The organism is Janibacter terrae NBRC 107853, assembly GCF_001591405.1.
GTDB classification, from domain to species: Bacteria; Actinomycetota; Actinomycetes; order Actinomycetales; family Dermatophilaceae; genus Janibacter; species Janibacter terrae.
Genome location: NZ_BCUV01000006.1, coordinates 450,949 through 465,154, shown reverse-complemented (window position 1 = coordinate 465,154; position 14,206 = coordinate 450,949). Strand labels below are relative to the sequence as shown.

Annotated in this window: 13 protein-coding genes; 10 read left to right on the top strand and 3 right to left on the bottom strand. The window is 71.5% G+C overall.

Annotated elements, in window-relative coordinates; all coding sequences use genetic code 11:
• Position 1 precedes the first annotated feature (1 nt).
• From JT1_RS18285 to JT1_RS07405, 3 genes are read left to right on the top strand one after another with little or no spacing between them, the layout of a single operon-like run.
• A complete protein-coding gene (locus tag JT1_RS18285; protein ID WP_169701905.1) occupies positions 2-433 on the top strand; it encodes an ImmA/IrrE family metallo-endopeptidase in 432 nt (143 codons plus the stop codon).
• Positions 430-654, top strand: coding sequence for a DUF3263 domain-containing protein (locus JT1_RS18280; RefSeq protein WP_068324999.1), 225 nt, complete (start codon positions 430-432; stop codon positions 652-654). The genes JT1_RS18285 and JT1_RS18280 overlap by 4 nt, the downstream gene beginning before the upstream one ends.
• Positions 651-1,193 (top strand): hypothetical protein, encoded by a 543-nt coding sequence (locus JT1_RS07405; protein WP_169701904.1) that lies wholly within the window; start codon positions 651-653, stop codon positions 1,191-1,193. The genes JT1_RS18280 and JT1_RS07405 overlap by 4 nt, the downstream gene beginning before the upstream one ends.
• A gap of 7 nt (positions 1,194-1,200) precedes the next feature.
• Here the strand turns inward: JT1_RS07405 and JT1_RS07400 are convergent, their stop codons facing one another.
• Positions 1,201-2,601 carry a recombinase family protein gene (locus JT1_RS07400; protein ID WP_068324997.1) on the bottom strand — a complete coding sequence of 467 codons (1,401 nt, stop codon included), beginning with the start codon at positions 2,599-2,601 and terminating at the stop codon, positions 1,201-1,203.
• A gap of 59 nt (positions 2,602-2,660) precedes the next feature.
• Between JT1_RS07400 and JT1_RS07395 the strand changes: the two genes are divergently transcribed.
• From JT1_RS07395 to JT1_RS07385, 3 genes are all read left to right on the top strand, one after another.
• Positions 2,661-4,259, top strand: a complete 1,599-nt coding sequence (locus JT1_RS07395; protein ID WP_255218285.1) for a ComEC/Rec2 family competence protein — start codon at positions 2,661-2,663, stop codon at positions 4,257-4,259.
• 84 nt (positions 4,260-4,343) lie between these two features.
• A complete protein-coding gene (locus JT1_RS07390) occupies positions 4,344-5,549 on the top strand; it encodes a DUF1611 domain-containing protein (RefSeq protein WP_255218284.1) in 1,206 nt (401 codons plus the stop codon).
• Positions 5,546-7,174, top strand: a complete 1,629-nt coding sequence (locus JT1_RS07385; RefSeq protein WP_068324996.1) for an ABC transporter transmembrane domain-containing protein — start codon at positions 5,546-5,548, stop codon at positions 7,172-7,174. The genes JT1_RS07390 and JT1_RS07385 overlap by 4 nt, the downstream gene beginning before the upstream one ends.
• On the opposite strand, the gene JT1_RS07380 is transcribed toward JT1_RS07385, so the two are convergent.
• Positions 7,167-8,090, bottom strand: a complete 924-nt coding sequence (locus tag JT1_RS07380) for a LysR family transcriptional regulator (protein ID WP_068324995.1) — start codon at positions 8,088-8,090, stop codon at positions 7,167-7,169. The genes JT1_RS07385 and JT1_RS07380 overlap by 8 nt on opposite strands.
• A gap of 78 nt (positions 8,091-8,168) precedes the next feature.
• Between JT1_RS07380 and JT1_RS07375 the strand changes: the two genes are divergently transcribed.
• Positions 8,169-9,014: a Sir2 family NAD-dependent protein deacetylase gene (locus JT1_RS07375; RefSeq protein ID WP_068324994.1), complete on the top strand. Its 846-nt coding sequence runs from the start codon at positions 8,169-8,171 to the stop codon at positions 9,012-9,014.
• On the opposite strand, the gene lexA is transcribed toward JT1_RS07375, so the two are convergent.
• The gene (gene lexA, locus JT1_RS07370) at positions 8,989-9,750 is read right to left on the bottom strand and encodes a transcriptional repressor LexA (RefSeq protein WP_068324993.1); all 762 of its coding nucleotides are present in this window, start codon (positions 9,748-9,750) and stop codon (positions 8,989-8,991) included. The two genes, JT1_RS07375 and lexA, sit on opposite strands and share 26 nt — an antisense overlap.
• Positions 9,751-9,959: 209 nt before the next feature.
• On the opposite strand from lexA, the gene JT1_RS07365 reads away from it, so the two are divergent.
• The 3 genes from JT1_RS07365 to JT1_RS07355 all read left to right on the top strand — a co-directional run bounded on the left by JT1_RS07365 (position 9,960) and on the right by JT1_RS07355 (position 14,068).
• Positions 9,960-10,340, top strand: coding sequence for a LysM peptidoglycan-binding domain-containing protein (locus JT1_RS07365; RefSeq protein WP_068324992.1), 381 nt, complete (start codon positions 9,960-9,962; stop codon positions 10,338-10,340).
• Between the two features lie 298 nt (positions 10,341-10,638).
• Positions 10,639-11,097 (top strand): transcriptional regulator NrdR, encoded by a 459-nt coding sequence (gene nrdR, locus JT1_RS07360; RefSeq protein WP_068324991.1) that lies wholly within the window; start codon positions 10,639-10,641, stop codon positions 11,095-11,097.
• A gap of 67 nt (positions 11,098-11,164) precedes the next feature.
• Positions 11,165-14,068: a vitamin B12-dependent ribonucleotide reductase gene (locus tag JT1_RS07355; RefSeq protein ID WP_068324990.1), complete on the top strand. Its 2,904-nt coding sequence runs from the start codon at positions 11,165-11,167 to the stop codon at positions 14,066-14,068.
• The last annotated feature ends 138 nt before the right edge of the window (positions 14,069-14,206 follow it).

Sequence of the window (14,206 nt, the reverse complement as noted above, 5' to 3'; positions counted from 1 at the left end):
CATGCACCTCCCACACCCGTGGCGGCGCCTGCGCGACCTGCACCACGTCGTCGTCTCCTGGCGAGACGACCTCCCCGAGCCCTTGCTCGGCGCCTCCGAGGGGGACCGGATCTGGCTCCGCTCGAACCTGAAGCAGGTGGAGCGCCGGTGTGTCCTCGCGCACGAGCTCGAGCATCACGACCGCGGCCACGAAGGATGTCAGCCGGAGCCGGTCGAGGCCGCGGTGCGCGCCGCGGCCGCGCGGTGGCTCCTGCCCGACCCTCACGGTCTGGCGGACGCCCTTGTCTGGGCCCACGGCGATATCGAGGCTGCAGCGGACGAGCTCTTCGTCACTCCGCGGGTGCTGCGGCACCGACTGGATGCTCGGCATCTACACCCGGCAGAACGGGCCATCATCGTGCGCCGGATCAACGAGCTGGAGGCGGGCGCGTGAGCGAGCTGGAGGAGCAGCTGCTGGATGTCTGGCGGCGGTGGCCCCACGATCACGAGCGGGATCGGCGGGTGAACGCCTACCTGTCGTTGGGCCTGTCGGAGACGCGGGCGGTGCAGGTCGTCAACCGTCTCCTGTCGGAACCGGCGGCATATCAGTACGATCCGGTGACCGTCGCAAGGCTGCGGCGGCTCAGAGACTCGAGGGTGAGGCGGGCAGCATGAAGCGTGTCAGGGGAGTGGCTGCGGTGGCAGTCGGAGCAGCGCTGGGGCTGGGCGGGTGCGGCATCGCACCGACCACGCCGACCACGCCGGAGACGACGACCGTGACCAGTAGCAGCACGAGCAGCGTTTCATCCGCGAGCGAGGCCTCGCCCAAGCCGTGGGCGAGTGTGGTGTCCGAGCAGGACTCAGACCTGTCGACGTTGATCGACGAGTTCGAGCGGGACTGCGCTTCACCCGCCCTCGACCTGGCGGCGATGTCCTGCGTGATGCAGATCGAGACAGCGAAGTTGAAGGGACAGATCCTCCGGAAGGAGTTCAAGGAGCTCGGGGACCCGCCGTCGGAGGTGTCGACCCTGGTCGACGAGACGTTGACGGCCGCGGACAACCTTGGCTCCATCAAGGTGTCGTCGGCGTGCAACGTAGAGAGCATCACTGCGGAGTCGTACTCCACGGACTGTGCTGGCGCTTCGGTCAGTGCCAAGCGAATGGGGAACGCGCTGCTGGACAAGTACGCGGCCTGGGACCCCTACGGGGCCTGACCTTCGGTCACCAGGTTGGGGTGACGGGGACGAACTCCGGCCGGAACGACTTCGTCGCCGGCGACGGATGCACCACCACCCGCACCGCGGCCCGCAGCAACGTCCGCTTCTGCTCGAGCGACGCCGCGCCCCACCACGCGCGCGGGTCGCGCACCGCCGAGGGGTCGATCCCCGCGGGCGTCGACAACGCCTTTGCCTTCGCGCGTGCCGCGCGGATCTGTGGCAGCAGCCGAGCCTCGATCTTCGCCAGCGCCGCGGGCGACACTTCGCCCTCCGCTCCCGCGATCGTGAACCCCTCCAGCCGGCGCTCGAGCGCATCCGCCTCGGCCCGGGCAGCCTCGGCCTCCGGTGACGGTGCGTCGATCGTCGACGCGTCGATGCCTTCGAGCAGCGCGAGGGTCACGTCGGTGACGTGCTGGTCGAGGGGCGCCTGTGCCCGCGCGATCTTCATGCAGTCGCGGCACGTGTAGTTCGGGCGGGCGCGCTTGGGGTTCAGGCGGCGCATCGGGCCACCGCACAGCCCGCACACGGCGATCCCGGACAGCAGGTGCACCGCGGTCGAGTCTGCAGTGAGGCGGCGGTTGCGGCCGGGAGCGTTGAGCAGCTCGCTGATGCGGTCGTGGTCCTCCCGGGAGATCAGGGCTGGCCAGGCGGCATCGCCGACGACCTCGCCCCGGTGTACGCGCAGGCCCGCGTTGGTGGGGGACAGGGCGATCCGACGGACGGTGACGGGCAGCCACGCGTCCGGGCGTGTGCGGTTGCGTGCCGGCCGAGGGATCGCGATGCCGCGTTCGGTGAGGTCCGCGGCGATGGTGCGCAGGGAGTGGCCGGCGATGACGCGGCGCGCGATCTCCTGCACGATCGGGGCCTGCTCCTCGTCAGGGACCTGCCGTAGGAGCGCCCCGGTCTGCGGGTCGTACTCGCGCCGATACCCGTAGGGGAGTTTGCCGTGGGGGCGGCCGGTGACGGCCCGGGCGCGGGTCGAACGTTGGATCCGCTCCGAGGTCCGCGCGGACTCGTCCTGGGCGAGCAGCGCGTCGAGGCCGGTGCGGAAGCGCGCATCCCTCGTCGTCAGGTCGTAGAGGGTGCCGGAGTAGCCCCATCGGACCGAGTGCTCCGCGCAGAGGTCGGCGAGCACGGCGTACTCGGTGAGCTGGCGGGTGGCGCGGCTCGCTTCCCACGTCAGGAGGGCGTCAATGTTGCCGGAGGAGACGGCGGCGGTCAGGTCGTCCCATCCTCGGCGGGCGCCGGTGGATCGCGCGTAGCGTGACGCGGACCCGGTCTCACGGATGACGTCGACCACTTCCCACCCTTCGCGGTCAGCCCACTGGCAGCACTCGGCGATCTGCTCGTCGAGGGACCGGCCTTCACGGTCGATGCTGACGCGGGCGTAGATGAGCGTCTTCATGGCGTCGAACGTACTTCCGACCTGTGACAACGTTGGCTCCCTGTGTGGCTCATCCGTGGGTGACGTTTGCTGGGTCCAATGTCGCCGTCGTGCTGGCCGCGCTCATCGGCGCCGCCCGCCTGGGCGGCTTCCCGCGCCGGTGGCGGCCCTGGGCGGCGGGTGCCGGGCTGGCCTTCTTCGTCGTGCTCGCCCGTCCGGAGCCGAGCGTCATCCGGGCGGCGACGATGGGCGCGATCGGGCTGCTCGGCATGAGCGCCTCGCGACGGGGCGCCGGCACCCCCGCCCTGTGTACCGCCGTCCTCGCGCTGCTCACCTACGACCCGTGGCTCGCGCGCTCGTACGGGTTCGTCCTCTCCACGCTCGCGACCCTCGGCCTGCTGCTCTTCGTCCGCCCATGGTCCGACGCGATCAACGCCCACCTGCCGCGACGCCTGCACCTCGTCGGGCCGGCCGTGGCGATCCCCGTCGCCGCCCAGCTCGTCTGCGGACCGGTCATCGTGCTGCTGCAGGGCGACGTCAGCCTCATCGCCGTCTTCGCCAACCTGGCCGCCGCTCCCTTCGTCGCCCCGGCCACGGTCCTCGGGGTGAGCGCCGCCGTCGTCGCCGTGGCGAGCACGACCCTGGCGAGCCTCGTCGGCTGGTGCGGTGCTCCCTTCGCCCTCGCCATCGCCTGGACCGCGCGGATCGCCGCCGACGTGCCCGGCGGGGCGCTCCCGTGGCCCGACGGGCCCCCCGGTGCGGTGCTGCTCACCGTGGTCACCGCGCTCGGCATCCTCTCCGGTCCGTGGGCGGTCCGGCGCTCGCGCGCCAGCCCGCTCGTCGCGGTGGGCCTCGTCGTCGTCATCGTCGTCGGGTCCCTCCCGGCGCGCACGCTCAGCTGGCCGCCACCTGACTGGCGGCTCGTCGCCTGCGACGTCGGGCAGGGCGACGGTCTGGTCCTCGCCTCTGGTCCGGGGCGGGCGGTCCTCGTGGACGTCGGTCCCGAGGACGGGGGCATCGACGCCTGCCTGCGGCGGCTGCGGGTGCGCACCCTCGACGCGGTGGTGCTCACGCACTTCCACGACGACCACGTCGGCGCCCTCGAGGCGGCCCTCGACGGGCGCGCGGTCGGCCGCATCCTCGTCACGCCGGTCGAGGACCCGCAGTGGGCGGCCCGGCAGGTCCGGCACATCGCGGGGGAGCATGGCGTGCCCGTGGAGGCGCTCGTCGCGGGGCGGCAGCTGACGATCGGCGAGGTGAGGGCGGACGTGTGGTGGCCGGCCCAGGTGGTCGCCGGCGGCTCGGCCGCCAACAACGCGAGCATCGTCCTCCACGTCCGGGTCGGCGAGGTCAGCATGCTGCTCCTCGGCGACATCGAGAGGGAGGTCGGCCACGCGCTGCTGCTGGCGCTGCGACGCGATCCCGCGATGGCCGCTGCTGCCGCCGACCTCGACGTCGTCAAGATGCCGCACCACGGGTCGGGCAATGTCGACGAGGACTTCATGGACGAGGTGGCCGCGCCGACGGCGATCATCAGCGTCGGTGCCGACAACACCTACGGCCACCCGACGCCCACCGCGCTGCAGTGGGCCGCCCGCCACGGGACGCGGGTGCTGCGGACCGACGAGGACGGCGATGTCGCCGTCGTCGACGGCGCCGCGACGGTCACCGCTCGCTGACCTGCGACGCGGCCTGCGCCGCAGATGAAAGCACCTTCATCCGGGCCTCATCCGCTGTTCACCCTCGCTTGGTGTGATCTGGGCATGACGACGATGACGATGACCCAGACCGCCCCCACCGCCCTGACCGCGACCGACCTGACCACCACCGGGACGAGGGCCCCCGACGAGGTGACCCTGGCCCTCCGGCCCGGTCACCACACGGCGACCCTCGACCCGGTCCGGCTGCGTCGCGCGCTCAAGGCCTACACGACGCGCTTCGTCGCCGCGGCGATCGAGTCCTCCGCCGACGGCTACCACCTCCAGTACGGCGCGGACGTCGCGCCGCGCGCCGGCGACGTGGTCCTCGCCCGGGTCACCGAGATCGGCAAGCACACCCGGCTGGAGAGCCCCGTCTCGCGGCGCCAGCTGCTCTTCCCCGGCCAGGAGGTCCTCGTCGCCTACGGCGACCGCTACGCCCCGGACCAGTTCCTCGCCCACGTGCCGTCCTCGCTCGCCCCCGCGGACCTCGTCGCCGGCGGAGGCCTCGCCTCGAGGGTCGTCGAGATGCACGCGAGCATCGACGGGGCGACCCGCATCGAGCCGATCGGCCTGCTCGCCGACCACGCCGGGCGCGTGACCCTCGACCGCTTCGCCCCGCTGGGGTCGACCGCGACGACCGGCAGCACGAGCACGAGCACGAGCAAGGTGCCGGTCGTCGCCGTCTTCGGCTCCTCGATGAACTCCGGCAAGTCCACGGTCCTCGGCTCGATCGTCAACGGCCTGACCAATGCCGGTCTGCGCGTCGCCGCGGGCAAGTCCACCGGCACCGGCGCGGGCAACGACCCCAACCACTTCCGGGACGCCGGTGCGACGACGGTCCTGGACTTCACCGACTTCGGCCACCCCGCGACCTACCGCCTCGGGCACGAGCGCATCCGCGAGATCTTCGTCGACATGGTCGACGAGCTCGCCGCCACCGCGCCCGACGTCGTCATCATCGAGGTCGCCGACGGCGTCTACCAGGAGGAGACCCGCCGCCTGCTCGAGGACCCCGAGTTCCACGCGCGCGTCGACCGGGTCGTCTTCGCGTCCCAGGACGCGCTCGGCGCCGTCGCGGGCCTGCAGGTCCTCGACGCGGCGGGTGCCCCGACCGCTGCCGTCTCCGGCGTGGTCACCTCCTCGCCGCTCGCGACGCGCGAGGCGAGCGAGGTCCTCTCCGTGCCGGTCATCGGCACCTTCGAGCTGCGTGAGCCGGAGGTGGCCCTGGGTCTCCTCCGGGACCGGTCGGTCCGCGCGCAGGCATCATGAGCCGCACCGCGTCGCCCGAGGACACGGAGCAGCACGAGGCGCAGGCCGTCCCACCCATGCCCGCGCTGCTGCGGGGCAGCCGCCGGTTGCTCATGGCGCTGCTCGTCGCGACGGCGGTCGCCCACACTGCCTGCGCCATCGCGGCGGGGCTGCTCGTCGGCGTGCTCCTCGGCGACGTCGGCCAGCCCCCGAGCGCGGTGCTCGCCGATCTCGGGGTCCTCGTGGTCACCGTCGTGGGCCTCGGCGTCACGCGCTACGTCGAGCGGGTCGTCGCCGAGCGCCTCGGCCAGGACTACGTCCAGCAGATCCGGCGCGGTCTCGTCCAGCACGCGATGACCTCCGCCGAGGCGCCCTCCCTCGGCATCACGATCGCCCGCTCGACCAACGACCTCGCGAGCGTGCGCAACTGGGTCTCACTCGGGATCGCCCCGCTCGTCGCGCTCGGGCCGCTCGTGCTCGGCTCGGTCCTCGCGCTCGCGACGCTCGGCTGGCAGCTCGCACTCGTCGTCGCCGTGCCGCTCGTGGTGCTCGGCCTGGTGCTGGCCCGCGTCTCGGGCTCGGCCTTCGAGCGGGCGCGGGTCCTGCGGCGCCGACGCGGCTCGCTCGCGGCCCGCGTCGCCGACACCGTCACCGCCGCCCCCGGCATCGCCGCCGCCGGCGGTGTCGAGCGGGAGCTGCGCGCGATCGACACCTCGGGCTCCCGGGTCGTCGACGCGGCGGTGCATCGGGCCCGCACCTCCGGCCTGCTGCGCGCCTGCGCCCTCGTCGCCCCGCTCGCCGGGTCGGCCGGCGCGGCGACCCTCGGCGCCTTCGGCGTCGTCTCCGCCGCCTCGGTCGCCGTCGCCCTGACGATCGTCGGCATCCTCGCCGGCCCGGTCGCCGACGCCGGCCGCATCGTCGAGTACCGGCAGAACCACAAGGCCGCTCGCCGGATCGTCGCGCCCCTGCTCCTGGAGCCCGTCGACGCCCGCCCGGCGCCCGTCTTCGACCCGGACGTCTCCAGCGGTGGTCGGGTCGTCGTGCGCGGCCTGACCGTCGACGGCGTCGCGATGCCCGGACTGCTCGCCGAGCCGGGGGAGCGCATCGTCCTGCGCGGCGGCGCGCCCTGGCACGCCCGCGAGGTCTTCACCGCGCTCGCGCTGCCGGGTCGCGACGGCTGCGTCTCGGTGTGCGTCGACGGCAAGGACCTGGCGCACACCGGCCCCAGGAGCCGCCGTCGGCGCGTCGGCTACGCACCCGTCGGTGGCCGCCTCGAGCGGGGGAGCGTCTCCCGCGCCGTGCGCTACCGCCGGCCCGACCTGGACGAAGGGGAGGGCAGCGCGGCCCTGGCAGCCGTCGGCCTGGCCGACCGGGTGGCGAGCCTGCCGGAAGGTGAGCGGACCCCCCTTCGCCGTGGCGGTGAACCGCTCACGCGCCAGGAGATCGCTCGACTGTGGGTCGCCCGCGCGACCATCGGCACGCCGGCACTGCTCCTGCTCGAGCACGTCGACGACGACCTGGGTCCGCAGGGCCGGGAGATGCTGCGGGGGATCCTCCAGGACTACCCGGGGGTGGTGATCATGGCCTCCGACCGGCCGGAGGCGCTGCTCACCGACTGGCGGGAGTGGGCGGTGCCGGTCAGCTGACGGCCGAGGGCGTGGCCGCGGCGGCCGAGGCGACGAGCGCCTCGAGGGTCGTCGCGACCGCGGGGACCTTCAGCAGGTCCTCGGTCGTCACGACGTGGATCCGGCGTCGGCTCTTCGGGTCGAGCGGGCGGATGACGACGTCGTCGTTGGACGTCGCCGCGCGGATGAGGTCGGGGATGAGCGCGACACCCAGACCCGCGGCGACGAAGCCCTGGACAGCGACGTAGTCCTCGGTCTCGAAGGCCACCTTGGGCGCGAACCCCGCGTCGTGCGCGATCTTCAGCAGGTGGCCCCGGCAGCGCGCGCAGCCGGCGATCCAGTCCTCATCGGTGAGATCGGTCATCGAGACCGTCTCCTTCACGGCCAGCGGGTGGTCGCGGGGGAGAGCGACCCGGACCTCCTCGTCGATGAGGGGGTGCACGACGAAGCCCTCGGGGTCCTCGCCCCGGGCCAGGTCGCTGCCCTCGTAGCTGAAGGCCACCGCGAGGTCGACGTCGCCGGCGCGCAGCGCGGCGATCGACTCGGGCGGCTCGGCCTCGGCGAACTGCACCGACAGGTCCGGGTGCTCGGCCCGCACCGCGGCCAGCGCGCGGGGGACGAGGGTGACCGACGACGAGGGGAAGGCCATGAGCCGCACCCGGCCGGAGCGCAGCCCGGCGATCGCGGCGACCTCCTCCTCGGCGGCGTCGAGCGCCGCGAGGACCGGCGTCGCGTGGCGCGCGAGCACCGCACCGGCCTCGGTGAGCCGCACGGAGCGGCCGACCTTCTCCACGAGGACGGTCCCGGTCCGTTGCTCGAGGCGCTTGACCATCTGGGAGACCGCCGGCTGCGAGTAGCCGAGAGCGAGGGCGGCGGCGGTGAAGCTGCCCTCCTCGGCGATGGCCCGCATCACGCGGAGCCCGGCGGCGTCGATCATGGGGCCATGGTAGGTCGTCCGGCTCGGCCGGTGCCGCTCCCGCTCACCCGAGGGCGCCGAGCACCTCATACTGGTGCGGTGATCGAGGACATCGCCCGGGTGCTGTCGGCCGGTCCGGCCCTCGTGCTCACCGGCGCCGGCATGTCGACCGACTCCGGCATCCCGGACTACCGCGGGCCGGACGGCACGCGGCGGGTGTCGCCCATGCACTACTCCGAGTTCGTCGGGAGCAGCGAGGCGCGCCAGCGGTACTGGGCCCGCAGCTATGTCGGCTGGCGGCGGTTCCACGCGGCGCGCCCCAACGACGCCCACCACCTGGTCACCCGGCTGCAGCAGATCGGGGCGGCCGGCCCCGTCATCACGCAGAACGTCGACGGCCTGCACCAGGCGGCCGACACCCGCGACGTCGTCGAGCTGCACGGCAACCTCGTCGAAGCGGTCTGCCTGACCTGCGGCACACGGGTGGACCGGCAGGTCCTCGATGCGCGGATGGCCGCCGCCAACCCCGGCTTCGACGCCGACAGCGACGAGATCCGACCCGACGGCGACGTGCGGCTGGAGTCGGTCGACGTCGGCCGTTTCGTCGCCCCGTGCTGCGAGGAGTGCGGCGCCGACACGCTCAAGCCCGACGTCGTCTTCTTCGGCGGATCGGTCGCCAAGCCGCTCGTGCAGCGCTGCTACGACCTCGTCGACGCCGCGCCGAGCCTGCTCGTGCTGGGCAGCTCGCTGCAGGTGATGTCGGGGCTGCGGTTCGTGCGGCACGCGGCCAAGCGCGGGATCCCGGTCTCGCTGATCACCCGCGGACCCACGCGGGGGGACGACCTCGTCGACCACCGCGTGGACGGGGAGCTGCGGGACTCCCTTCGCTCCCTCGTCGACGCGGTCCTCGAGCTGTCGGTCACAGGCGGCGCAGCACCGCGGTGACCTTGCCGAGGATCGTCGCGTGGTCGCCGTCGATCGGGTCGAAGGCGGGGTTGTGGGGGAGCAGCCACACGTGGCCGTCCTTGCGCTTGAAGGTCTTGACTGTCGCTTCGTTGTCGAGCATGGCCGCGACGATGTCGCCGTTGTCCGCCTGCGGCTGCTGGCGCACGACGACCCAGTCGCCGTCGCAGATCGCGGCGTCGATCATCGAGTCGCCGACGACCTTGAGCAGGAACAGGGAGCCCTCGCCGACGATCTGCTTGGGCAGGGGGAAGACGTCGTCGACGACCTCCTCGGCGGTGATCGGGACACCGGCGGCGATCTGGCCGAGGACGGGGACGTAGCTGGCCTCGGGACGCGCGTCGCCGGAGCCGGTCGGGTCGACGACGGCATCGCCGTGGTCGGCGCCGCCCCGCATGGAGGCCAGGTCGGTGACCTCGCCCGCCGGGGCGTCGTGGCCGTCGGGGGAGATGACCTCGATGGCCCGCGGGCGGTTGGGGTCGCGGCGCAGGTAGCCCTTGCGCTCGAGGGAGGAGAGCTGGTGGGCGACGGAGCTGGGGGAGGTGAGGCCGACGAGCTCGCCGATCTCGCGCAGGCTCGGCGGGTAGCCGCGGGTCGCGACGGCATTGCGGATGACCTCGAGGACCTTGCGCTGCCGCGCGGTCAACCCGTCCCCGGTGTCGCGCTCGGGGAGCTGGTGGATGTTGCCCTCGCCCGTGTCCTCGCCCTGTCCGCTCATCGATCGACCCTTCGTCCGTGTCCGCGAGGCACCGTTGTCGGTGGTCGCTGGTCAACTACTCCGTGTCGACGACAGTAGGCCGATCGAACAGGTATTTCAAACATCTGTTCGAGCGTGTCCTTGATTTTCTTCGAACACCCGTGCTAGACATCGTACAGACGTTCTATCGAACACCGGTTCGAGAGAACCGCCACCGCCAGGAGGACCGCATGACCGCTCTCACCGCCGCCCCCGCCCCCCTTCGCGGCGCGCGCCCGGCGCGCTCGCGTCATCTCGTCTCGGTGCCGACGGGCGATGCAGCCCTCGCCCACCCCGCCACCCGGCTGCGCATGACCCGCCGCGGTCGGCTGGCCGTCACGACCTCGATGCTCCTGGTCGCGAGCGTCGCCGGTGCCGCGATGGCCTTCGGTGGGCCCGCGACCCAGCCCGAGCAGGTCACCGTCCGGTCGGGGCAGACCCTCGGTCAGATCGCCGCCGCAGAGCTGCCCGAGCTGCCGGTCCAGCAGGGCGTCGCCCGCCTCCAGGTGGCCAACGGGCTGTCGACCTCGTACGTGCACGCGGGGCAGACGCTGACCATCCCGACCCCCTGAGTCGCACCTGATCTCCCGGACCCATCGACCCGGGTCCGGGCCGGCCGAGGGCCACCTCCGCAGCACGTGGAGGTGGCCCTCGTGCCGTTCGTCGACGGGTGTGGATCAGGACTTGCGTCACGCGCTCCGGGGGCGTCTAATGGTCACTACATCTAGTGGTTACACCGTTGTCATTCGTCCACATCTAGTGCACAGGATGAGGTCGGTTCTCCACAGAAATCCGGGGTTCGTCCCCACGCCATCCACCGCACCATCCACAGACCAGCCGTTCTTTCGGCCACGACGAAGGGAGTCCGACGTGCACTGCCCGTTCTGCCGCCACACCGACTCCCGCGTCATCGACAGCCGCACCACGGACGACGGCAGCGCCATCCGGCGTCGCCGCCAGTGCCCGGAGTGCAGCCGCCGCTTCACCACCCTCGAGAGCGCGAGCCTCACGGTGACCAAGCGGTCTGGTGCGGCCGAGCCCTTCAGCCGGGCCAAGGTCCTGGCCGGTGTCCGCAAGGCCTGCCAGGGCCGACCGGTCACCGAGGACCAGCTCGCCCTCCTCGCCCAGCGCGTCGAGGAGAGCATCCGGGCGCAGGGCAGCGCCGAGATCGACGCGCACGAGGTGGGCATGGCGATCCTCCCGCCGCTGCGCGAGCTCGACGAGGTCGCCTACCTACGTTTTGCGTCCGTCTACCAGTCCTTCGACTCCCTGGACGACTTCGAGGCGGCCATCACCGCCCTTCGCCGCGAGCACACCGCGGCCACCTGACCCAGCACGAACCCACTCGCACCACCCGAGCAGCACAGCCGTCACCACACGGACCAGGAGAGAGAGCATGACCGAGACCGCCGGCAAGCCCAGCGCCCGTCGCGGGTCCCGCACCAAGGGCCTGACGATCAACCGCATCCACACGACCGAGGGCGTCCACCCCTATGACGAGGTCACGTGGGAGAAGCGCGACGTCGTCCAGCAGAACTGGAAGACCGGCGAGACGATCTTCGAGCAGCGCGGGGTCGAGTTCCCCGACTTCTGGTCGGTGAACGCCTCCACGATCGTCACGACGAAGTACTTCCGCGGCGCCGTCGGCTCGCCCGAGCGTGAGGCCGGGCTCAAGCAGCTCATCGACCGGGTCGTGCTCACCTACGTCAAGGCGGGGAAGGACCACGGTTACTTCGCGACCGACGCCGACGCGGAGGTCTTCGAGCACGAGCTGACCTACGCGCTCCTGCACCAGATCTTCAGCTTCAACTCGCCCGTGTGGTTCAACGTCGGCACCAAGAGCCCGCAGCAGGTCAGTGCCTGCTTCATCCTCTCGGTCGACGACTCGATGGACTCGATCCTCAACTGGTACAAGGAGGAGGGCTTCATCTTCAAGGGCGGCTCCGGTGCCGGCCTGAACCTCTCCCGCATCCGCTCCTCGAAGGAGCTGCTCTCCTCCGGTGGCACCGCCTCCGGCCCGGTCTCCTTCATGCGCGGTGCCGACGCCTCCGCGGGCACCATCAAGTCCGGTGGCGCCACCCGTCGCGCGGCGAAGATGGTCGTCCTGGACGTCGACCACCCGGACATCGAGGAGTTCGTCGAGACCAAGGCGCGCGAGGAGCACAAGATCCGCGCGCTGCGCGACGCCGGCTTCGACATGGACCTCGGCGGTGCCGACATCACCTCCGTGCAGTACCAGAACGCCAACAACTCGGTGCGCGTCACCGACGAGTTCATGCGCGCCGTCGAGGAGGGCACGGACTTCGGTCTGACCTCCCGCATGGACGGCTCGGTCATCGAGACCGTCGACGCCCGCGAGCTCATGGGCAAGATCGCCCAGGCCGCGTGGGAGTGCGCCGACCCGGGCATCCAGTACGACGGCACGATCAACGACTGGCACACCAACCCCGAGACCGGTCGCATCACCGCCTCCAACCCGTGCAGCGAGTACATGTCGCTCGACAACTCCTCGTGCAACCTCGCCTCGCTCAACCTGCTGAAGTTCCTCAAGGACGACGACACCTTCGACGCGGCTCGCTTCCAGGCGGTCGCCGAGCTCGTCATCACCGCGATGGACATCTCCATCTGCTTCGCGGACTTCCCGACCGAGTCGATCGGCGAGACGACCCGTGACTACCGCCAGCTGGGCATCGGCTACGCCAACCTCGGCGCGCTGCTCATGGCGACCGGCCACGGCTACGACTCCGACGGTGGCCGTGCGCTCGCCGGCGCGATCACCTCGCTGCTCACCGGTGCGTCCTACAAGCGCTCGGCGGAGCTCGCCGGGATCGTCGGCCCGTACAACGGCTACGCCCGCAACGCGGACGCCCACAAGCGCGTCATGCGCAAGCACCAGGCGGCCAACGACCAGATCCGCACGCTGCACACGATGGACAAGGACATCCACGCCTACGCCACCAAGGCGTGGGACGCGGTCGTCAAGGTCGGCGAGAAGAACGGCTACCGCAACGCCCAGGCGTCGGTGCTCGCCCCGACCGGGACCATCGGCTTCATGATGGACTGCGACACCACCGGCATCGAGCCCGACTTCTCGCTCGTGAAGTTCAAGAAGCTCGTCGGCGGCGGCTCGATGCAGATCGTCAACCTGACGATCCCGCGCGCGCTGAAGAAGCTCGGCTACACCGAGGAGACCATCGAGGCGATCGTCGAGTTCATCGCCGACAAGGGGCACGTCATCGACGCTCCCGGCCTCAAGCTCGAGCACTACGAGATCTTCGACACCGCCATGGGTGCGCGCGCCATCGCCCCGATGGGTCACGTGCGGATGATGGCCGCGGTCCAGCCCTTCCTCTCCGGTGCCATCTCCAAGACGGTCAACCTGCCGGAGACGGCCACGGTCGAGGAGATCGAGGACGTCTACATGCAGGGCTGGAAGCTCGGCCTCAAGGCGCTCGCGGTCTACCGCGACAACTGCAAGGTCGGTCAGCCGCTCTCCGACGGTGGCTCGACCGCCAAGGACGCTAAGGCCTCAGCCGACGCCGCTGCCGCCGCGCCGGTGGAGAAGGTCGTCGAGTACCGCCCGCTGCGCCGCCGCCTGCCCAAGCGCCGCACCTCGCAGACGACGAGCTTCGCCGTCGGTGGGGCCGAGGGGTACCTGACCTCCGGCACGTACGACGACGGTGAGCTGGGCGAGATCTTCCTGAAGTTCGGCAAGCAGGGCTCGACCCTGGCCGGCCTCATGGACGCCTTCTCGATCGCGATCTCCATCGCGCTGCAGCACGGTGTGCCGCTCGAGACCTACGTCGAGAAGTTCACCAACCTGCGCTTCGAGCCGGCCGGCATGACGGACGACCCGGACGTGCGGATGGCGCAGTCGATCATGGACTACGTCTTCCGTCGCCTCGCGCTGGACTACCTGGACTTCGACACCCGGTCCTTCATGGGGATCCACACCGCGGAGGAGCGTGCCCGTCAGCTCGAGACCGGCTCGTACGAGGCCCCGTCCTCGGACGACGAGAGCTACGACGACGACAGCTACTCCCAGGGCGTCCCCACCACCGAGGCCAAGGAGGCCAAGCCGGCCGCCAAGGAAGAGGTGGAGGTCACCGACCAGTCCGGCGCCGGTGCCGCCTCGGCCCGCCAGGTCGACGCGACGATCCACTCCTCGGCCGAGCTCCTGGAGAAGTTCCAGGGCAAGACCGCGGACGCCCCGATGTGCATGACCTGCGGGACCAAGATGCGCCCCGCCGGCTCGTGCTACGTCTGCGAAGGGTGTGGCTCGACCAGCGGGTGCAGCTGATCTGAGTTAGAGACGAAGGGGGAGGGGCTGGCCGTTCCGGTCGGCCCCTCCTCCACACACCCTCGGTGCCACCAGAGATTTCCACATTTCAAGCCGTCTTCGGTGTGGGTCCTGGTGTGATGCCAAAGGCGGTGCCAA

Coding starts and splice junctions, on each gene's coding strand:
- JT1_RS18285 (WP_169701905.1), top strand. CDS start 2: ATGCACCTCCCACACCCGTGGCGGCGCCTGCGCGACCTGCACCACGTC.
- JT1_RS07405 (WP_169701904.1), top strand. CDS start 651: ATGAAGCGTGTCAGGGGAGTGGCTGCGGTGGCAGTCGGAGCAGCGCTG.
- JT1_RS07400 (WP_068324997.1), bottom strand. CDS start 2,601: ATGAAGACGCTCATCTACGCCCGCGTCAGCATCGACCGTGAAGGCCGG.
- JT1_RS07390 (WP_255218284.1), top strand. CDS start 4,344: ATGACGACGATGACGATGACCCAGACCGCCCCCACCGCCCTGACCGCG.
- JT1_RS07385 (WP_068324996.1), top strand. CDS start 5,546: ATGAGCCGCACCGCGTCGCCCGAGGACACGGAGCAGCACGAGGCGCAG.
- JT1_RS07380 (WP_068324995.1), bottom strand. CDS start 8,090: ATGATCGACGCCGCCGGGCTCCGCGTGATGCGGGCCATCGCCGAGGAG.
- lexA (WP_068324993.1), bottom strand. CDS start 9,750: ATGAGCGGACAGGGCGAGGACACGGGCGAGGGCAACATCCACCAGCTC.
- JT1_RS07365 (WP_068324992.1), top strand. CDS start 9,960: ATGACCGCTCTCACCGCCGCCCCCGCCCCCCTTCGCGGCGCGCGCCCG.
- JT1_RS07355 (WP_068324990.1), top strand. CDS start 11,165: ATGACCGAGACCGCCGGCAAGCCCAGCGCCCGTCGCGGGTCCCGCACC.